Annotated in this window: 16 protein-coding genes, 1 tRNA gene and 1 other RNA gene; 8 read left to right on the top strand and 10 right to left on the bottom strand. The window is 68.8% G+C overall.

Features of this window, described 5'->3' with window-relative positions; translation table 11 throughout:
* Positions 1–42: 42 nt before the first annotated feature.
* Complete coding sequence (locus KEG38_RS55360) at positions 43–3531, bottom strand: WD40 repeat domain-containing serine/threonine protein kinase (protein WP_272417072.1); 3489 nt, start codon at positions 3529–3531, stop codon at positions 43–45.
* A 94-nt stretch (positions 3532–3625) separates the two neighbouring features.
* Positions 3626–4411, bottom strand: a complete 786-nt coding sequence (locus KEG38_RS01065; protein ID WP_272417073.1) for a sterol desaturase family protein — start codon at positions 4409–4411, stop codon at positions 3626–3628.
* A gap of 154 nt (positions 4412–4565) precedes the next feature.
* On the opposite strand from KEG38_RS01065, the gene KEG38_RS01070 reads away from it, so the two are divergent.
* Positions 4566–4967 (top strand): DUF6184 family natural product biosynthesis lipoprotein, encoded by a 402-nt coding sequence (locus KEG38_RS01070; RefSeq protein ID WP_272417074.1) that lies wholly within the window; start codon positions 4566–4568, stop codon positions 4965–4967.
* A 170-nt stretch (positions 4968–5137) separates the two neighbouring features.
* Positions 5138–5899, top strand: a complete 762-nt coding sequence (locus KEG38_RS01075; protein ID WP_272417075.1) for a hypothetical protein — start codon at positions 5138–5140, stop codon at positions 5897–5899.
* On the opposite strand, the gene KEG38_RS01080 is transcribed toward KEG38_RS01075, so the two are convergent.
* Positions 5896–8628, bottom strand: coding sequence for a phosphoenolpyruvate carboxylase (locus KEG38_RS01080; protein ID WP_272417076.1), 2733 nt, complete (start codon positions 8626–8628; stop codon positions 5896–5898). The genes KEG38_RS01075 and KEG38_RS01080 overlap by 4 nt on opposite strands.
* A gap of 207 nt (positions 8629–8835) precedes the next feature.
* On the opposite strand from KEG38_RS01080, the gene KEG38_RS01085 reads away from it, so the two are divergent.
* A complete protein-coding gene (locus tag KEG38_RS01085) occupies positions 8836–9456 on the top strand; it encodes a DUF4360 domain-containing protein (protein WP_272417077.1) in 621 nt (206 codons plus the stop codon).
* Between the two features lie 28 nt (positions 9457–9484).
* Here the strand turns inward: KEG38_RS01085 and KEG38_RS01090 are convergent, their stop codons facing one another.
* The 4 genes from KEG38_RS01090 to ffs all read right to left on the bottom strand — a co-directional run bounded on the left by KEG38_RS01090 (position 9485) and on the right by ffs (position 11796).
* A complete protein-coding gene (locus KEG38_RS01090) occupies positions 9485–10030 on the bottom strand; it encodes a DUF2914 domain-containing protein (RefSeq protein WP_272417078.1) in 546 nt (181 codons plus the stop codon).
* Complete coding sequence (locus tag KEG38_RS01095; protein WP_272417079.1) at positions 10027–10788, bottom strand: TerC family protein; 762 nt, start codon at positions 10786–10788, stop codon at positions 10027–10029. Before KEG38_RS01095 ends, KEG38_RS01090 begins: the two co-directional genes overlap by 4 nt.
* 64 nt (positions 10789–10852) lie before the next feature.
* Entirely contained in the window at positions 10853–11644 is a 792-nt protein-coding gene (locus KEG38_RS01100; RefSeq protein WP_272417080.1) for a hypothetical protein, read from the bottom strand.
* 64 nt (positions 11645–11708) lie between these two features.
* An RNA gene (ffs, locus tag KEG38_RS01105) (signal recognition particle sRNA small type) lies at positions 11709–11796 on the bottom strand.
* Between the two features lie 174 nt (positions 11797–11970).
* Between ffs and purD the strand changes: the two genes are divergently transcribed.
* From purD to KEG38_RS01125, 4 genes are all read left to right on the top strand, one after another.
* Positions 11971–13314 carry a phosphoribosylamine--glycine ligase gene (gene purD / locus KEG38_RS01110; RefSeq protein ID WP_272417081.1) on the top strand — a complete coding sequence of 448 codons (1344 nt, stop codon included), beginning with the start codon at positions 11971–11973 and terminating at the stop codon, positions 13312–13314.
* Between the two features lie 27 nt (positions 13315–13341).
* A complete protein-coding gene (locus KEG38_RS01115; RefSeq protein WP_272417082.1) occupies positions 13342–13848 on the top strand; it encodes a hypothetical protein in 507 nt (168 codons plus the stop codon).
* Positions 13849–13926: 78 nt separating this feature from the next.
* Entirely contained in the window at positions 13927–14868 is a 942-nt protein-coding gene (locus tag KEG38_RS01120) for an FHA domain-containing protein (RefSeq protein WP_272417083.1), read from the top strand.
* A gap of 9 nt (positions 14869–14877) precedes the next feature.
* Positions 14878–15744 carry an FHA domain-containing protein gene (locus tag KEG38_RS01125; protein ID WP_272417084.1) on the top strand — a complete coding sequence of 289 codons (867 nt, stop codon included), beginning with the start codon at positions 14878–14880 and terminating at the stop codon, positions 15742–15744.
* Here KEG38_RS01125 and KEG38_RS55955 read toward each other — a convergent pair.
* The gene (locus KEG38_RS55955; protein WP_372518153.1) at positions 15629–16228 is read right to left on the bottom strand and encodes a DciA family protein; all 600 of its coding nucleotides are present in this window, start codon (positions 16226–16228) and stop codon (positions 15629–15631) included. The genes KEG38_RS01125 and KEG38_RS55955 overlap by 116 nt on opposite strands.
* 75 nt (positions 16229–16303) lie before the next feature.
* Positions 16304–16386 (bottom strand) — tRNA-Leu (locus KEG38_RS01135).
* Positions 16387–16502: 116 nt separating this feature from the next.
* On the opposite strand from KEG38_RS01135, the gene KEG38_RS01140 reads away from it, so the two are divergent.
* Positions 16503–17804: a DUF362 domain-containing protein gene (locus KEG38_RS01140; protein ID WP_272417086.1), complete on the top strand. Its 1302-nt coding sequence runs from the start codon at positions 16503–16505 to the stop codon at positions 17802–17804.
* A 1-nt stretch (position 17805) separates the two neighbouring features.
* Here the strand turns inward: KEG38_RS01140 and KEG38_RS01145 are convergent, their stop codons facing one another.
* Positions 17806–19809: a protein kinase domain-containing protein gene (locus tag KEG38_RS01145; protein ID WP_272417087.1), complete on the bottom strand. Its 2004-nt coding sequence runs from the start codon at positions 19807–19809 to the stop codon at positions 17806–17808.
* Between the last annotated feature and the right edge of the window lie 34 nt (positions 19810–19843).

The raw sequence follows: 19843 nt of genomic DNA on the forward strand, positions 1-19843 counted from the left end.
CTTGAGGCTAGGGCTCCCGCGGCGCGGCGGTAGGGGAGGATGTCAGCGCGTGGGCTCGGGCGACGCCGGGCGATCGTCCAGGTGCACGACGTCCTTCGTCGCCGCGTCGAGCCAGGCCCGCAGGCCCGCCTCGTCCGCGGGAAGGTCGTCGCCCCAGAGCCGCACCGTCCGGTCCTGGCCCGTCGAGACGAGCGCGCTGCCGTCCGGCGAGAATGCGATGAACGAGACGCCGCCCGCATGCCCGGCGAGCGGCCGATCCTCGTGGCTCTCGAGGTCCCAGATGCGGACGCTGCCGTCGAGGCTCGCCGAGGCGATACGTTTTCCATCGGAGGAGACGGAAATGCTCGCCACGGTTTTGCCGTGCCCGCGCAGGATGTTGCGGGGTTTGCCCGTGGCCGTCTCCCAGAGCCGCACCGAGGGTTCCGAGCCGAGCGAGGCGAATGTGGCGCCGTCCGGGAAAAACACGATCTGCGTGACGCCATTGCCGCTCGCGTCGATCACCCGACCCTGGCCCGTCGCGAGGTCCCAGAGCCCGATGGTATGGTCGGCGCTGCCCGAGGCGAGCGTCTTTCCATCCGGCGAAAACGCGACGGCGCGGACCGGGAGCTCGTAGGTGCCGAGCGTCTTCGCTTCTTTCGTCGCGAATCGATAGATGCGCACGGTCTTGTCGGCGCTGCCCGTCGCGAGGACCGCGCCGTCGGGCGAAAACGCGAGCGTCTCGACGGGTTTTTCGTGCTCGAAGAGGACCTCGGCTTGCCCCGTGGCCACGTCCCAGAGCCGGACCTTCTTGTCGGCGCCGCCGGAGGCGAGGTGTTTTCCGTCGGGTGCAATGGCAAGACGTGCCACGCGCCCCTTATGGCCCCGGAGGACCTTGGGCGGTTCGCCCGCGAGCGAGGCGATTCGCACGGCGCCGTCCTCGCTGGCGGAGGCGACGGCCGTTCCATCCGGAAAAACCCGCAGGTCGCTGACCTTGGCGCCATGCCGATCGACGATCTGCGGCGCGCCGGAGGCGAGGTCGAAGAGGCGCACCGTGCCGTCGTCCGCGGCCGAAACGACGCGTTTTCCGTCGGGCAGGAAGGCCGCGGTCGTCGACGCGCCGTCGTGCTCGCCGACCACGCGATCGACCTGCGTGCCGAGCTCCCAGACGCGCATCGTCTGGTCGAACCCCGCCGCGGCGAGGCGTTTTCCATCGGGCGAGAACGCGACGCCGTGGAGCCCGAGCCAGTCCTGGAACCCGCCGAGCGTGCGGCGCTGGCCATTGGCGACGTCCCACAAGACGACGTTGCGATCCTGTCCGACGACGGCGACGCGGCTCCCGTCGGGCGAGAGCGCGAGCGTCTTGATTTCGCCGCCATACTGGCCGAGCAGCCGGGTCGCGCCGTTCGAGAGATCGGCATAACGAACGGCGCGGTCCTTCGCCCCGGAGACGAACGCGGTGCCATTCGGCAAGAACGCGAGCGCCGTGACCTCCTTCGTGTGGCCGGGGAACGTGCGGAGCGCGCCTTTCGAGGTGTTCCACAGCCGGAGCGAGCCGTCGACGCCGCCCGTGACCACGAACATGCCGTCGAAGGAAGCCGCGATGCTGGAGCAGGTCGAGGTTTGGCCGGAAAAATCACGGCTCTTGTCGGTCGCGAGGTCCCAGACGACGAGTTTTCCCTTCTCGACGAGGACGAGCGTGCGGCCGTCCCCCGAAAAGACCGCGCCGCGGCTCAATTCGACGCCGCTGTTCTCGGCGACCCGCTTTCCCGTGCCGGCCGCGACGTTCCAGAGGAAGACGCCGTCGCCGAAGCCCTGCGAGGTGAGCCATTGGCCGTTCGCGGAGAACCGGATGCTCGTGATCCATTTCTCGTGGCCCGCGAGGACACGCGAGGTGCCCGTCGCGAGGTCCCAGATCCGGACGGACTTGTCCTTGCCGCCCGTGGCGAGGCGTTTTCCGTCGGGCGAGAAGGCGGCGGCCCAGACCTCGTCGCCGTGGCCCGTGAGGACCTTGTGCGTGCCCGTTTCGAGGTCCCAGACCCGCACCGTGCGATCGTCGCTCGCCGTGGCAATGGTGCTGCCGTCGGGCGCGAACGCGACCGCATTGATGCCGCCGCCGTGCGCCCGGAAGACCTTTCCGATGCCACGCGAGAGCGCGTCGGCCGCGAGCGTGCGCGCGGCGGGGAAACGTGGACTGTTCGGCGAGAGCGTCTTCAGCCACGCAATGGCCTGGCTCGGGTCCCGATCCATGAGGCCGCGGGCCTGCGAGATCGTGAGCTCGTCCGCGCGTTTCGTGGCCTCGGCGTGCTTTTGCTGGGCTTCGAGGCGCTGCGCCTGGGCCTCGGCCTTCTGCCTTTGCGCCTCGACCTCGTTCGCCTGCGCCCGATTGCGCTCCTGGATGATGCGGGTGAGGCTCAAGATGCCGACGACCGAGAGGGCCACGACGCCGACCAGGCCCACGAGCAGCGGCGTGCGGCGGCGCTTGATGAAGCGGCGGACGATCTCGCCGCGCGAATACGTGTGTGCCGCGACGAACTGGCCCATCTGGAAACGGCGCAGGTCGTCCGCCAGCTCCTTCGCCGTCGGATATCGCTTCGCTGCGTCGCGGGCCATCGCTTTTTCCACGATGGCGAGCAGGTCCTCGGGGATCCCTTTTTGCCGCTCGGCGAGCGGCACGGGCGGCGCTTCGAGGACCTTGAGGGCCACGTCGATCACGTCCCCGCCCGGGACATCGTACGGGGCCACGCCGGAGAGCGCGCGATAAAGCAGCGCGCCGATCGCATACACGTCCGCGCGTTCGTCCACGGGTTTGGCCATGGCCTGCTCCGGGGGCATGTACGCGGGTGTGCCCATGATCGCGCCGACGGACGTCAAATGCGCGCTCCTGCTGACCGATTTCTCCTCGGACGCCGGCGGCCGGGGTTTGCCGGAGAGCGGCTCGGCGGATTCGTCGTTCAGGTCCTTCGCGAGGCCCCAATCGATGACGACGGTTTCGCCGAACCGACCCACGAGAACGTTCGCCGGCTTGAGGTCGCGATGGACGATCCGCTGGCTATGCGCATACGCCATCGCGTCGGCCACGGCGAGCAGGTGCGGGAGCAGGGCGAGGCGTTCTTCGAGCGAGTGTGCATCGTTCATCACGTCGCCGAGGGGCTTGCCCGTGATGAGCTTCATCGCGTAGAAGGGCTCGCCCGTCGGCCAGCGGCCGGCCTCGTGCACGGGGACGATCGACGGGTGCTGGAGGCGCGCCGTGATGATCGCCTCGTACACGAAGCGCTCGGCCTCGGCCGCGTCCGTGGAGAGCAGCTCCTTGATGGCGACCGTGCGGTCGAGCCGTGTGTCACGGGCCTTCAGGATGCGGCCGATCCCGCCCTCGGCGAAGGCGCCGCTCACGGCGTAGGCCGTGCGCTGGACGACCGGGAGCGAGGCGGGGGTGAGCGCGGGGCGCACCGCGGGGGGCGGCGGAGGAGGCGCGTTCCGGAGGGAGGCGATCTCCGCGTCCGAGATCTCGAGCTCTTCGATGGAGTTCCTGTCGAGGGGAAGGCTTTCCGGCACGGGGGCAGACTATCCGATTTGCGTTTGGCCGGCACGAGGGAGCGAAGCGGCGTGGTCGTGCTTTTTCCGCCACCGGAGGACCCGGACGTCCGGGTCAAGAGGGTTCGGCGCGCTCCTTGAGGCTCCGGAGCGGCCGGCCGTCCATGACGCGCTGGACGAGGGCCGGCCAGTCCTTCCATTCGGTACCGCAGAGCCGATCCATGATCGAGGACTGGAAGCTGTAATGGCCTGTCCAGCGGGCGTGATGGAGCGCGTGATACACGAACGGATTCGCGTTGATCGAGCGCCAGCGGATGCCCTTGATGGAGCGCGTGATCTCCACGTTCGCGTGCCCGACGATGTTGCCGCCGACGTTGACCACGAGATACGCGGCCCAGCCCCAGAAGCCGATCGGCGCGACGTACGACATGGCGAGCGGCATCCCGGCATACCCGATCATCCAGGCGCACGACTCGACGAAGCTCATCGATTGACCCGTGAGCGGCGTCGTCACGTGGGAGCGATGGTGCCACCGATGAAACCGCACGAGCGCCCGGTGGTGCATGGCCCGGTGGAGGAAGTAATAATAAACTTGAAAGCCCGCGGCCATCACGAAGAATGTGAGGCCGTCGCGGAGGAGCGAGGTCTCGCCGAAGCGCACGAGGCCCGAGGAGAGCACCGCCGTGAACGTCGTCACGGTGACCGCGAGAAAGACGAGGTTTCCCACGAGCTCGAAGCGGTACTGACCCTCCGCGAGGGGCACGTCGAAAATGCGGCGGCGCGGGAGCAGGCGTTCGAGCGCGAACCCGATCGGCACGTTGAAGAGCGTCAAACCCACGAAGAAGGCGAGTACGATCAACGAAAGCTCGGGCAAGGTAGCCTGGGCAAGGACGTCGGGCATGTTCCCACCCGTAGCGGCGAAAGGCTGCGCATTCAAGAGATCCGTGGCCCTGCTCGCTCGATCCGTCCACACTCGTTCGCGCCGTCCGTTCGTTACATCCCGTGCCGTCCGGCGTGGCCGCGGCCTGGCGCTCCGATTGCACGGAGCTTGCGGCATGAAGAAGACCCGCACCCGCTACGCTCCGGCTCTCCTGTTCGTGGTTCTCGGCACGGGTGTCGCGCTCGGCGCCTGCAGCCGAGAGAACCGCGCCCTCGGCGAGTCGCCCCGCAGCGACGTCAACCGCGCCCTGCAATCGCTGGCCGACGCGCGCTGCGACCGCGCCATGCGCTGCAACCAGATCGGCGGCGGGCAACGTTATGCGAGCCGCGACGCGTGTGTTCAGTCCGTGCGAAGAGACGAGCGCGAGGACATCAACCTGTACGAATGCGCCGGGGGCATCGATCAGAAGGAGCTCTCGGAGTGTCTGAGCGAGATCAACACGGCCGATTGCGACTCCGCCTTCGACGCGTTGAGCCAAATGGCGGCCTGTCGCTCCAGCGACATGTGCCTCCACTGAGGACGTCCCGGGGCGCCCAGCGCACACGAACCCACCCGGCGAAAAATTTACCGGGTGGGTTCAAAGTTCCATGGGGGATGCGCGTCCAATCCATGCGCACGACGTGATGGCCGCTCTCGGCGGTGCCCGTCGGTGTCGTGATCTTTTGCCCTATCGGGAGGCATTCCCCCATGTCCGCCACGCGAGACAACTCCGTCCTGTTTTCGCTGAACCAGCTCCTTTCTCTGCACGACCAGACCATGCGCGAGGAAGAAGAGGCCGCGCGGGCGCGGGCCGAGGCCGCGCGCGTCGCCCGGCAAGAGGCGGCGCGGCGCGAGGCAGAGGCGCTCGAGCAAAAGGCGCGGGCCGAGGCCGAGCGCATCGCCAGGGAAGACGCGGCGCGGCGCGCGGAGGAAGCGCGGCTCGAGGCGCTGCGGCTCGCGGAGGTGGAGCGCGCGCGCGCCGAGGTCGAGGCCCAGGCGCGAATGGAGATGATGCGCAAGGCCGACGAGCACGAGCGGGCGCTCGCAGCGCTGCGCGAGGACGAGAAGAAGAAGAAGCTGAAGCGCGCCCTGGTCTCGTCCGTGATCGGCGCGGCGGCGCTCATCGGCGGCGGGATGGGCCTGTATTTCGGCAAGATCAAGCCGGACCAGGACGCGTATTTGGCGAACCAGTCGGCCGAAGTCGAGGCGACGCGCGAGGAGGCGGCGCGGCTGCGCGCGAAGCTCGACGCGAATGGAAAACGTCTCGACGAGACCGCGGCGCGGCTCGAAGAGGAGAAGCGCCGGGCGCGCGAGCTCGAAGAGGCGAAGAACGCGGCAAACGAGGCCCCGGCGACGCGTCCCGGCGGCCGCCAGGTGTCCGCGCCGAGGCAAAACGAGGGCCCGAAGCAGGGCGGTAAGTGTCTGCCCGGCGAGCCCGGCTGCGATCTTGACGGAAACCGTCTTTTCTAGCCGGTATTTCGCATTCCCGCGGCGATCCCGTTGATCGAAAGCAGGATCGCCCGGTCGCAGCACCCATCCCCCGCCCGCTTTCGCCGAAGCAGCGCCACCTGCAAGAACGACATCGGGTCCACGTACGGGTTGCGGAGGTCGATCGACCTCTGGAGCGTGGGGTTTTCGTCGAGCAATCGCTTCACGCCGAAGAGGCGCTTGATCCATTCCACCGTGCGCGCGTGCTCTTCCTGGATGGCAGGCCAGACGGCTTTGCGCGTCGCGGGCGAGGCGAGGGCGGCATACCGGGCGGCGATCTCCATGTCGCTCTTCGCCAGCACCATTTGCACGTTGTCGAGCACGGTCCGGAAGAAGGGCCAGCGCTTCGTCATTTCGACGAGCAGCTCGGCGCCGCCCTCGCGCCGGGCGAACGCATCGAGCGCGCTGCCGACGCCATACCAGCCGGGCAGGATGGCGCGCGTCTGCGTCCAGCCGAAGACCCAGGGGATCGCGCGGAGCGCTTCGAGGCCGCCGGCCTTGCGTTTGCTCGGGCGCGAGCCGATTGGCAATCGCGCGATCTCGTCGACCGGGGTCGCCGTGGTGAAGAAATCGACGAAGCGTGGGTTTTCCCAGACGAGCGCGCGATAGACGCGCCGCCCCTCCTCGGCGAGCTCCTCGAAGGCCTCCGCATAACGACGCTCGTCCTCCTCGGAAGGTCGTTCCTCGGCGCCGAGGGTATGCAAGAGGGCGCCGCCGACCACGAGCTCGAGCGTGCGCATGGCGAGCTCGGGGCGCGCATATTTGTGGTCGAGCGCCTCGCCCTGCTCGGTCGCCTTGTACCGCCCGGCCACGCTCCCCGCCGGCAGCGCCAGAATGGCCTGCTGCGCGGGGCCCCCGCCGCGCGCCACCGATTCGCCGCGGCCGTGAAAGACCCGCAGCGGAATGCCCGCCTCGCGCGAGACCTTCGTCAGCTCGGCTTGCGCTTTGCGGAGCGCGAAGGCCGCCGAAAGGAGGCCCACTTCTTTGCCGGAATCGCTGTAGCCGACCATGACCTCCTGCGCGCCGCGGGCCTCGAGGTGGCGCCGATACTCGGGATGCGCGAGCAGCGTGCGCAGAATGGTCGGCGCGGAGACGAGCGCGTCGTGCGTCTCGAACAGCGGGACGATGTCAATCGTGACCGCCTGTTTGTCGACGTCATACAATCCCGCGGCTCGCGCCAGGGTGAGCGCCGCGAGCAGGTCCTCCGCGCGCTGGGTCATGGAGAGAATCAACGTGCGAGCCGAGCGTTCGCCGTATTGGCGCTGGGCTTCGGCGAGCTTGCGGAGCGCGGCGAGTAGGCGCGCGGCGCCGGGCGTCTCCTCGCCGCCGCCCGCGAGCCACGCCGCCGCGGCCGTCGCGTCCTCCGCAGGCGCGCGGAGCTCGAGCTCGGCGATCGACAGGCCGAGGACACGTACCCGCTCGGCGAGCGCGCGCGCCCGCTTCTCCCCCGCGTTCGATGCGTTCGCCTCGCGCAGCGTGTCGGCGACGAGCAAGAGGTCGCGATGCAGCTCGTCGCTCGTCGTGTACGCGACGCCGAGCTCTGCGTGACTGCCGATCGCGCCCGCGAGGCCTCGCGCCGGCGGTGGCACGCTGCCTACGCGTGGCGCGCGTTGCCTCGCCACCTGCCGCTCCTGCTCCACGGCTTCGAGCGCTGCCGCGAGTCGCGCCTCCACGAAGCGCAGCTTGCGCCGCCACGGTTCGCCCTCGGTCTGCGCGCTCTCCTGCGCCGCGACACCGGGCATGACCACCGCGTCGGCCGCGAGCGACTCGATCAGCGCGCTCGGCACGCGCACGTGCCGCGCCGACTGCGAGAGCGATCCGCCGAGCTCGCGTGCCGCGCCGAGCCAGCGCCTGAGGCCGCGGGCGCGATAGGCGCGGATCGCGTCCTCGACGACATCGGGCGTGACGTTCGGATTGCCGTCCATGTCGCCGCCGGGCCAGGCGTGGATGCGGAGCGGCATCGGCAACGTGCCGAGCGACTCGCCGTACGCGCGCTCGAACGCGCGCCCGAGCTCCTGCGGCAGCTCGGGCAAGAGGTCCCAGAGGATCTCCTCGACGTACCAGAGGACGTTCTTCACCTCGTCGCCGACGGTCGGTTTTTCTCGACGCACCTCGTCCGTCTGCCAGAGGACCGTGATCTCCTCGCGGACGGCCGCGCGTGCCTCCTCCTCCTCGCGCGGCAAGAGGCGGCATCGGTCGCGCTCTTCGAGGCGCCGCGCGATGCGGTAGAGTTTTTCGAGCACGGTGCGCCGCCCCGCCTCCGTCGGATGCGCGGTCAGCGTGAGCGTGACTTCGAGCCGCGCGAGCGCTTCGCGCATGGCCTCGGCCGAGATGCCCGCGTTCTTCGCGGCGATCATCACGGCCGCGAGCGAGCCGCGTTGCGGCGGTTCGCCGGGGCTACTCGCATGCGCCCGCGCGCGCCGGATGCGGTGGTGTTGCTCGGCGATGTTGACGAGGCGGAAGTACATCGCGAAGGCGCGGAGCACGGGCTCGGCTTGCTCGATCGGAAGCGCTTCGAGCAGACGCACGAGCTCCTTCTGCGCCTCGGCCCTCCCCGCGCGTGGCCCTCGACGTCTGCGGATCGAGAGCTTGCGGATCACCTCTTCCACGGAGAAGAGCGCCTCGCCCTCTTGCTCGACGAGCACCTCGCCGAGCAGGCGACCGAGGAAACGGACGTCGGAGCGGAGCGGTGCGTCGACCTCGCGGCTCATACTGCGCAGTGTACGCCGGGCCGAAGACGAAGATGACGCCGAACAGGCGAATCGGTTTTCCTCGGGAATCCGTGGCGAACAGAGCGAACGAGTCCGGCGCGGATCGCCTTGCCGTCGAGCTCGATCGGCTCGAAGTGCTCACGACCGGCGCACCACGTTTGCGCCGCCCACATCGATTCCGGGGCGCGGGCCCCAGGGGAGGATTCCATGAAAAAGACGTTGGCTCGGGTGTTGTTCGGGCTCGGGCTCTCGGCGTTGTTCGCGCCCGCGGTCGCAGAGGCTGAGGTGCCGCCCGAGGTCTCCCTCCGCTCGGTCACGGCGCTCGGCACCGGATGTCCGCTCGGTTCGGTGCGGGCGATCGTCGCGAACGATGGTCAGCACATCGCCCTCGCCGACGGCGCGCTCTCGGCCTCCGCGGGGCCCGGCGTGCCGCCCTCGGAGCAACGCGTGTTTTGCCAGGTCATCCTCGATCTCGATCACACGCCCGGCTACTCGTACGCCGTGACGAACGAGTACGGCTTCCGCGGCCACGCGGAGCTCGACGCCGGCGTGACCGCGACGCTCGACGTCGAGCGTTACTTCACGGGCGAACTCGGCGAGAACCCGATCCAGACGACGCTGCGCGGCCCGTTCGCCGACCGCTTCGTGGTGCGCGAGCCGCAAGGTGCCGTGGGTCCGTTCTCGCCGTGCGGCGCGCAGCGGCCGCTCAACATCCGCACCGCCGTGAACGTGAGCACGCTCGGCAACCCTTCCGGCTCGGGTCGCATCCGGCTCACGCCGGCGTGGGGCGTGCAGATCCTGCGGCTCCACTGGAGGCGTTGCGGCTAACTGAAGCAGCGCGCCACGCGCGCGGCGCCTACTTGGCCTTCGCTTTGGCCTTGATGGGCAGCCGCGCCGTGGCGAGCGTCGCGCCGGCGTCGTCGAGCACGCGTACTTCGAGCTCGCCGGTGTCGCCGGCTTGCATCGTGTTGTAGCCCCACGTGCGGAAGGACCACGAAGGCTCGACGGTGAGGTCGATCGGCGTGCGGAGCTTGCCGTTCACGAGGAAGTCGAGGTGCACCTTGCGCTTGTCCTGCGAGCGGTTGCGCAGCTTGAGGTGCGCGTAGACGCGCGTCCCCGGAGGCGCGACGTCGAGCGTGTCGACGGGCTCTTTCTTCTGCACGTCGGACGTGAGCGTGAGCTGAAGCAACTCGAGCGAAGCACGTTCGCTCGTCGGCTCGGCAGGCGGGGACGACGGCGTGGACGACGATGCGTGCCAGGGGATCGTGCCCTGTGCGTCGGAGGCGCCCGCGTCGACGGGCGCTCCTGCGTCGGCGTTTTGCGCGACGGCGGAGCCCTCGGGACAACCCGCGAGGGCGAACATCGATGCGGCGAGCGCGGCGAGGTGCAAGACGCGTGTCACGGCGCGCGATCCTCGTACGGGTTGTGCAGCGAAACGGGCGCCTGCTGGCGCACGCGCAGCTTCATGTTGATGAGCTCGACGCCGAGCGAGAAGGCCATGGCGAAGTAGACGTAGCCCTTGTTGATGTGCTGGCGCATGCCCTCGGCCACGAGCAGCACGCCGATGAGCAGGAGGAAGCTCAGCGCGAGGATCCGCATGCTCGGGTGACGGTTGACGAAGCGGCCGATCGCACCCGCGAAGAGCAGCATCACGAAGACGGCGATGACGACGGCCGTTGCCATGATGCTCAGGTGCTGCGCCATGCCGACCGCGGTGATGACCGAGTCGAGCGAGAAGACGATGTCGAGCAAGACGATCTGCGCGACCGCGAAGCCGAACGAGATGTGCTTGACGGGCTTGCCGTCCTTCCCGCCTTCGACCTCGAGGCGCTCGAACATCTCGTGCGTGCTCTTCGCGATCAAGAAGAGACCGCCGCCGAGCAGGATGAGGTCGCGCGTGGAGAACGCATGGCCGAGGAGCGAGAAGAGATCACTCGTCAAGCTCATCACCCACGTCAGCCCGAAGAGCAGGCCGAGGCGCATGAAGAGCGCGAGCGCGAGGCCGAGCGAGCGCGCCGCCGGCTGCTGCTTCGGCGGTAGCTTGTTCGTCGTGAGCGTCAGGAAGACGATGTTGTCGATCCCGAGCACGACCTCGAGACCCGTGAGCGTCGCGAGGCTCGCCCAGCTGTCGGCGTGCTTGAAGACTTCGAGGCCGGACATCAGGCGCTCGCTCTAGCACGACCGCCGTTCGGCTGCCGAACGACCTCGTGCATCCTTCGTTCGTTCACGAACAAGCGGACGGCGAGAGCCGCGCGCGCTCCTCGATCTCCAGGTGGAAGGCGCGGAAGATCGACTCCTCTGGCCAGGGCGGCGCGCCGGCGAGCAGGCGCGTGGCCTTGTCGTTGTCGCCACGGTCGATCGCGATGACGGCCGCGGCATAGCGCATCGCCCAGAAAACGAGCGGGCTGTTTTCGCTCGCTCGTTCGAGGAGCTCGTCGTCGCCGGGCTCGCTCTGATGCGCGAAGGCGCGCGCGAGCGCGAACGCCGCAGAGCGCAAAGCGAGGACGCGATCGCGCAGCGCGCCTTGGCCACGCGGCAAGGGCAAATGCACGAGACGACGAGCTTTTTCGAGCGCGGCGTCGCGGTCGCCCTCGAACGTGAGGAGGAGCGTGTCGAGGAAGAGGCGATGTTCGAGCGCCGCTTCCCACACGGGCCCTCGCTCGGCGGCGGCGAGCGCGGCGCGCGCCTTGTCGATCCAGCCGCACGCGGCGAACGCCGTGGCCGCCATGAGCGGCGCCATCGTGGCCGGGTAGGGGATCCGCTCGAGCGCGCCCGCCCAGCTCCGCAGCACCGCGATCACGTCGCCCGATCGCAGCACGCGCCGGAGTCGCCTTCGCGAGACCCACCGGCCGATCAGCGCGGCGAGCACGATGCCGATCACGGCGACGGCAGCGAGCGGTTCGTGCAGGGCAAACCGCAAGCCTGCAGCGGCGAGGGCGGCGGACGCGACGAACGCGACCGATCGGAAGACACGGCTCTCGCGCGGCTCGCCGTTGCCCGGGGACAGAAAATCCACGACGACCGTAGCGTACGGCCAGGCGTCGGGAGAGCAACCCCCGCGGAACTTCGAGGGACAAAAAGCAAAAGGGCCCGCCACACCCGCTTCCTGCTACCGTTGCTCCCTTCCGGGCCTGGCGGGGTTCACAGTGCGCTGTCGGCGGACCCACAACGGGACGGGTCCCGAACGGCCAGAGTCGTACTGCATCCCAACGCGCCTGTCGAGCGCCCGTCCGAAAAAAAGATCGGGGTGCGTGCGAGGGGCGGCCGCACGTCCCTGCTCGTTCGGCGCGCGGGGCCACTTTTCGTTCGCGCGAGGTCGGGGCGCGTGGTAGCCGGCGCACCGTGAATCAGCGGGCTTCCGGATCGGAGCGGTCGTCGGGGCGGCGGGTGCTCGTGCTCGGCTCGGGTGCGCGAGAGCACGCTTTGGCCAGGGCGCTTGCGAGGTCGAGCACGACGGCCGAGGTTCTCGTGGCGCCGGGCAACGCAGGCACCGTGGACGAGGGCGGGGCGGGCGCGGCGCCGATTCGCTCCATCCCAGGCGCGCGGCTCGATGCCGCGGACGTCGTCGAGCTCGCGCGACGCGAGGCGGTGGACCTCGTCGTCGTGGGCCCGGAAGGTCCGCTCTGCGCAGGCGTGTCGGACGCGCTCGAAGCGGCGGGGATCCGGGTCTTCGGGCCGAGCGCGGAGGCGGCGCGGCTCGAAGGGTCGAAGGCGTTCATGAAGCAGTTCACCGCGCGGCACCGGATCCCCACGGCGGACTTCGAGATCGTGACGGACATGGCCGCGGCCGAGGCGGAGATCCGTCGGCGCGGCGCGCCCGTGGTCGTGAAGGCCGATGGCCTCTGCGCAGGCAAGGGCGTCGTCGTGGCGCAAACCGAGGCGGAGGCGATCGAGGCGGCGCGCGCGATGCTCGTCGAGCGTCGTTTCGGCGATGCGGGGCGCACGGTCGTGATCGAGGAAGCGCTCGTCGGCGAGGAGGCGAGCGTCCTCGCGGTCACCGATGGAACGTCGCTCCTCGTGCTGCCCGTCGCCCGGGATCACAAGCGTGTCTTCGACGGCGACCGAGGCCCGAACACGGGCGGCATGGGCGTGTTCGCGCCGTCGCCGCACGTCGGGCCGGAGCTGCTTGCGCGGATCGAGCGGGAGATCTTGCGACCGACGATCGACGGCATGCGCGCGGAGGGCCGTGCCTTCCGGGGCGTGCTCTTCGCGGGGCTCATGATCACGCCGGCCGGCGATCCGTTGCTGCTCGAACATAATGTCCGCTTCGGGGATCCCGAGTGCGAGGCGCTCGTCGCGCTCCTCGACGGCGACCTCGCCGCGATGTGCGCGTCGGTCGCGAGCGGCAAGCTCGATCCCACGGCGGTGCGTGTCGCGCCGGGGCGAAGCGCGGTCGTCGTGGTGCTCGCGGCGGCCGGATATCCGAGCACGCCACGCGCGGGCGACGTGATCCGCGGGCTCGACGAGGCCGCCGAGGTGCCCGGTGTCGTCGTGTTTCATGCGGGCACGAAGAGGACCGCCGAGGGGATCGTCACCGCGGGCGGGCGCGTGCTTGCCGTCACGGCCGTCGGGGCTTCGATCGTGGAGGCGCGGGAGCGCGCCTACGAGGCGACGGGGCGCATCTCCTTTGCGGGCGCGCACTTCCGCGCCGACATCGGCGCCTCGGCCCTCCCCGGCGCGCGGTAGCGCTCGACCGCGCGGCGCGCCTTCGTCATGCTCCTCTCACCCGGCGCGTCAAAGCGCGGGACGAGCGGCACCGTGGACCCGATCATCGACCTCGCCGAAGGCACGGAAGAAAACACCCTCGCGATCCTGCTCGCCGACCGGATCCGGCAAAACGTCACGCGCACCGCCCGGAAAATGCAGGACTTCCGTGCGCTCCGTGGCTCCGTGCTCATCGTGGCGCAGGACACGACGCATACGCTCACGATGCGCTTCGATCACGGCCGCCTGACGATCCACGACGGCACCGTGGGCATCCCCTCGGTGACCCTCTGCGGCGACGAAGCCGTCCTGCGGCGCCTCGCGAACGTCGGCCTCTCCCGCTGGTTGCGCCTCCCGAAGGTGTTCATGCGCACGGCGGAGGGTGGTGCGACATTGTGGGATATCGCGCGTGCCATGGCGGACGAGAAGCTCACGATTTACGGGCTCCTCTCGCATCCGCGGCTGCTCGTCTTCCTCGTGCGGGTTCTGTCCGAGGAGGGTCCGGGTTGGGGGTAGGCCGTCTTTCGGGGGCCCATCGGCCGGACCGAAAAGAGCCGCTTTGACGGCGTTCTGCGCCATTGGTATGGCTCGAACATGGCGGTCCGACTGCGGTATCTGTCGCACGAGCTCGAAGTGCCGCTGGGCCAGTTCGTGATCGGCCGCAGCGCAGACTGCCAGCTCGCGCTCGACGATCCGCTTGTATCACGCAGGCACGCGCTCCTCACGGTGCGCGGCGACAGCGTGACGATCGAGGACCTCGGCAGCCGCAACGGCGTGAGCTTGAACGGCACGAAGATCGAGGGACCGCAGAAGCTCTCGCACGGTGATCACATCACCATCGGCGGTCAGGAGATGGTGCTCGAGAACATCCCCGAGGAGGGTCTCTCGAGTGTGCCCGAGTCGATCGCGTTCGGCCATCCACGCAGCGTCGCGCGCTCGGCGCGCATGCCGACCGTGGCGGGCCACGAGGGCTTCGAGACGCGCGAGGACTTCTGGACCGACTACACGACGCCCGGTGTCGCGTCGCAGCAGCAGAACACGTCCCCGACGCCGAGCGTGAACAGCGCGAACCTCGCCACGGTCTCCGCGAACGCGCAGCCCGATCGGCACGTCAACGCGCTCTCGCTCATCGGCAGCGTCGCGGACAAAGCGCTCGCGATGGGCCGCGCCGAGGAGGCCGAGCGCATCTTGCTTCGCTCGCTGAACGACGTGCTGCAGAAGGCGCGTGATGGTCATGCGCCGCCGGTCGACCTCGCGTCGACGGCCGCCATCTACGCGGCGAAGCTCGCGTCGGCCACGGGCAGGGGCATCTGGATCGACTACATCTTCGATCTCTACACGCGCATCGATCAGCTCGTGCCGGGCACGGTCGTCGACGAGCTCTACTCGGCGGTGCGCAAGGTCAAGACGCTCGACATGGGCAAGATGCGGGCGTACACCGAGTCGCTTCGGAGCCGCTCTGCGAGCTTCGGCCCGAGCGAGCGTTTCGTGCAGCAACGACTCGAGGGCCTCGAGCGCCTCGGCGGGCTCAAGTGAGGTTGCGACATGCCGTTCAGGATCCGCTACCTCGCGCATGACCTCGAGCTCCCGTTCGGGGAGTTCGTCGTCGGGCGCGGGCCCGAGTGCCAGCTCGCGGTCGATGATCCGCTGGTGTCGCGCAAGCACGCGGCGCTCGTCGTGGGCTCGAACGGCGTCATCGCGAAGGACCTCGGCAGCCGCAACGGCGTGCTCGTCAACGGCGTGCGCATCGACGGTCCGCGCGAGCTCGTGCCGGGCGACAAGATCCGCATCGGCAACCAGGAGATCATCATCTACAAGACCGACGAGCCACGCTCGGGTCCGCTCGCGGACGAAGAACATCGCCGCGCGATGCAGACGATCGGCGGCATGCAGGTCGCCGAGATTCATGCCTCCATCGAGGCCGCGGCGATCGACTCGAAGGGCGAGGTCGACATCCGGCTCGGCGGTCGATCGGAGACGTCGCGACGTTTCCAGTCGGTGCGCCTGCTCTGCGGCGTCGCGGACAAGGCGCTTGCGATGGGCCGCGCCGACGAGGCCGAGCGCATCCTCGCCTCGCTCCTGCAGGGCATCCTGAAGCGCGCCAAGACGGGCCAGCGCCCGAAGGGCGGCGTCGCCGAGTACGCCGCGCTCTACGCCGCGCGCCTCGCCGCGGCGACGGCGAAGGGCTCGTGGATCGACTACGTCTTCGATCTCTATACGACGATCAGCGCGCCCTTGCCCGGCTCCGTGATCGACGAGCTCTACACGATCGTGCGCAAGGCCAAGGGCTACGACATCAGGTTGATCCGCGCGTACGTCGCGGAGCTGCAGAAGATTGCGCCCCAGCTCGGTCCTGCGGAGCGTTTTCTGGTGCAGCGGGTCGAGGGCCTCGAGCGGCTCGCGTCGTCGTAGCCGTCTCGGCCTCGGGCGCCGCCGTCCGCTTGCGGCTCGCGCGCATGCGTTGCCATCCGAGGTTCTTCGCCGCCGCGCGCCGGATCGCTTCGCGCAGCGCTTCATCGGCCACGTGCTCGATCTCCGCGGCAAGCGGCTCGGGCAGCTTCACGGCCGGCGGCGCGGTGCGCACGTCGTTCCGTGTCTTCGCGCGCTCGGGCGGGTCCACGGGCCCCACGCGGAAGCGCAGCGACTCGACCGCGATGCCGCGCGCCTTGAGTTGCGCGAGGATCGGCTCGCACAGCATCGAGAGCTCCTGCGCCCACGTCGCGCTCGCCGCGCGCACGTGAAGCACGCCGCGCTCCAGCTTGACCGGCCGCGCGCGCGCTGCGATGCGCGAACCTACAGCGGCCTCCCAGTCTCGTGCGTGGACCGGCGCGCGCGCCGTGTCCGACGGCGGCGTGATCCCGTGCTCGCGGGCGAGCACCGCGACGAGCGGCTCCATCCCCGAACGCCGTCTTCCCCGCTTCAAACTCGCCTCTTCGCGCTGCTACCGCCTGCTTCGCGGCGACGAACTCGGTACCGAAGGTGGGACTCGAACCCACAAGCCCGTGAGGACAGTGGATTTTGAATCCACCGCGTTTGCCATTCCGCCACTTCGGCTCGTCTTGGACCCCGACTGTACCCACCCCGGCGGCGATCTGCAACGCCCGAGGCGGCATCGGCGGCCCGCTGCGCCCCCCATGCTATATGCACGCCCCGAAAGTGCCGAGGTCTAGATGAGCAAGTCGAAAGTCGCGATCCTGCGAACGTCCCCCGGGACGGTCCTCGAGGACTACCACCGCTTGATGAACCTGGCGGGCTACCAGGACGTCGTCGCCAAGGACGCCGACACTGCCCTCAAGGTCAACATCTCCTGGCATTTCTTCTTCCCGGGCTCGTCCACCGTGCCCTGGCAGCTCGAGGGCGTCATCCGCGCGATGGAGCGGGACGGCTACGCGAAGGATCTGATCCACGCTTGCCACAACCGCACGGTCGTGATCGACGCGCACCTCGGCGAGCGCGAGAACAAGCAGATCGACGTCGTCCAGGCCCACGGCCTGCGCAACGTCCACCTCTACGAGGGCGAGGAGTGGATCGACGTGCGCGACGCCGTCGGTGACCTGACGAAGAAATTCCTCTGCTTGAACGAGGTCTACCCGAAGGGCTTCAGCATCCCGAAGCGCTTCATCGGCGAGAACATCATCCACCTGCCCACGGTGAAGACGCACATCTTCACCACGACCACGGGCGCGATGAAGAACGCGTTCGGCGGCCTCTTGAACGAGCACCGCCACTGGACGCACCCGGTCATCCACGAGACGCTCGTCGATCTTCTGATGATCCAGAAGAAGATCCACCGCGGCGTCTTCGCCGTGATGGACGGGACCTTCGCCGGCGACGGCCCGGGGCCGCGCTGCATGATCCCGCACGTGAAGAACGTGATCCTCGCGTCGGCCGATCAGGTCGCGATCGACGCGGTCGCGGGCAAGCTCATGGGCTTCGACCCGCTGCGTGATCTCAAGTTCGTCCGCCTCGCGCACGACCTCGGCCTCGGCTGCGGCGACGTGCGCGACATCGAGATCGTCGGCGACGTCGATGCGCTGAACGACAAGTGGGACTTCCAGGGCCCGTTCAAGGAGATGACCTTCGCCTCGCGCAACCAGCACCGGATCTACTGGGGCCCGCTGAAGAAGCCGATCGAGTGGTCGCTGAAGACGTGGCTCGCGCCGTGGGCCTACGTCGCGTCCGTCGCGTACCACGACGCGTTCTGGTACCCGATGTACGCGCAGAAGAACGTGCAGCGCGTGCTCGCGAGCGAGTGGGGCCGGCTCTTCGCGAACTGGGGCAAGGTCCAGCCTGACGCCGAGGGCCGCGGCTACCCCGACGTCGGCGAGGTGAGCCCCGAGCTCATCCGGATCGGCATCAAGCACTTCCTCGAGGCCTTCCGCCTCATCGGCATGGCCGTCGCCGAGTCGCCCGAGCTCAAGCACCGCCGCATGCGCCAGGAGCGTGAGGCGGCGCGCAGCCAGCATCCGTGAATCAGATCAGCGGCGACCCGCCCCCGGTCGCCGCGTTCCCTCCCGACGGGCCGCCCGACAGGTCGATCGTCTCGGCCATCGAATTCGGCCCGCCCCTGCCGCCGATCAGATCCCCGCCCGCCCGCCGTACGAGCTCGAATGCCTCGATCGGCTCGCTCGTATTCGGGTGCATGGGCACGCAATCGAATGAATCGCGCGCGACGTCGAACGCGCTGCGATTCATCAAGATCTGATTCTTCGTGGCCGCGGCTTGCAGCATCGCCGCCGTGCGCGGCACCTCGCCGAGGATCGTGTAATCGAGGCGGCCGAACGCCTTCGACCCGATCTCGCCGGACAGCATTTCCCCCGTCGCCACGCCGATCGACACGCCGAGCGCGAACGGCGAATCCTGACCGGCGCGTAATGCCAGCGTCCGGAGCTGCATGCGCACGTCGAGGCTCGCTTCGAGCGCGCGCGCCACGTGATGGTCGCCCCGGAACGTCGCCATCACCGCGTCGCCGAGGAACTTGTCGACCACGCCGCCGCGGTTCGTCACGGCCGGCACGATCACCTCGAAATTCGCGTTCAGCGTGCGCACGCGTTCATTCGGCGCCTGCGTCTTCGAGTTCGCGTGGAAGCCTGCCACGTCGATGAACACGACCGTGCCTTGCCAGGTATCGATCGCGCCGAACGGCGACGCCGAGCGCAGCCTATCGACCAGGCTCGGGCTCACGAACATGCGCAGCACGCTGTTTTCCTCGGTCGAACGGACGTTCGTCCGGAGCTCGGTCACGTGCTTCAGCGTCTTCTCGATCGTGACCTCGAGGTCCTTGAAATCGATCGGTTTGACCAGGAAATCGAACGCGCCGCGGTTCATCGCGGTGCGGATGTTGGTCATGTCGCCGTAGGCCGAGACGATGATCGTCCGGACGATCGGGTTCACGTCGCCCACGCGTGAGAGGAACGTGAGCCCGTCCATGCCCGGCATGTTGATGTCGGTCAGGACGACGTCGATGTCCCCGTGTTTGCGCAACTCCTCGAGCGCGCTCTCGCCGTTCGTCGCGAAGACGAAATGGTAGACCTCTTTTTTGATCTGCTGACGAAAGCGCTGCTTGATGAGGTGCGGGACGTCCGGCTCGTCGTCGACGACGAGGATTTTCGCCGTCCCCTGCTCCTTGCGCTCGGCGAGCGCTGCGAATGCGCTGGCGAATTCCCGCGCCGAGCGGAAACGCTTGTCCGGGTCCTTTGCCAGCGCCCGCTCGAAGAATCGATCGACCTCCGGCGGCAGCTCCTTCAAAAGGGTCGACGGTGCCGGGAACGGATCGGTGCAAATGCGCACCATCAGCATTCCCAGCCATTGCCCTGGGAATGGGTGTTGCCCCGTCAGGGCCCGGTAGGCGAGCACCGCGAGCGACCACAGATCGCTCCGTAGATCCACGGCGCCGCAGCGGATCTGCTCGGGGCTCATGTAGAGCGGCGTTCCCACGATGCTGCCCGCCGACGTGAGCTGAAGCTCGTCCTCCGTTGGATCGTCCTCGCTGGTCAGCATCGAAACCACGCCGAAATCGAGGATCTTGACCGTCTCGTCGGCTTCGCCGCGCGCCATGAACACGTTCGCGGGCTTGAAATCGCGGTGCACGATGCCCTTCGCGTGCGCGGCGGCGAGGCCGATCGCCGCCTGCGTCACGATTGGCACGAGCGCGCCGAGCGGGATACGCTCGATCCGTTCGAGTCGGCTCTCGAAGTCCTCGCCTTCGAGGAGCTCCATCACGATGTACGGCGAACCCTCATCAATGCCGTAATCGTAGATCTGCACCACGTGCTGATTCTTGAGCTGCGCAATCGCCTTCGCCTCTCGGTCGAACCGGGTCCGCGCCGTGGGCGAGGCTACGTGGTCCGGGGACATGAGCTTGAGCGCCACGCGCCGGCGCAGATGTTGATCGAGCGCCTCCCAGATGTAGCCCATGGCCCCACGCCCGATCTGCCGCACGAGCTCGTATTTGCCGGCGATGAAGCGCTGGGACATGAGGATTTTCCCGACTCTAGCCGATGGTCCCTCG

This window comes from Polyangium jinanense, from assembly GCF_028435265.1.
Lineage (GTDB): Bacteria > Myxococcota_A > Polyangia > Polyangiales > Polyangiaceae > Polyangium > Polyangium jinanense.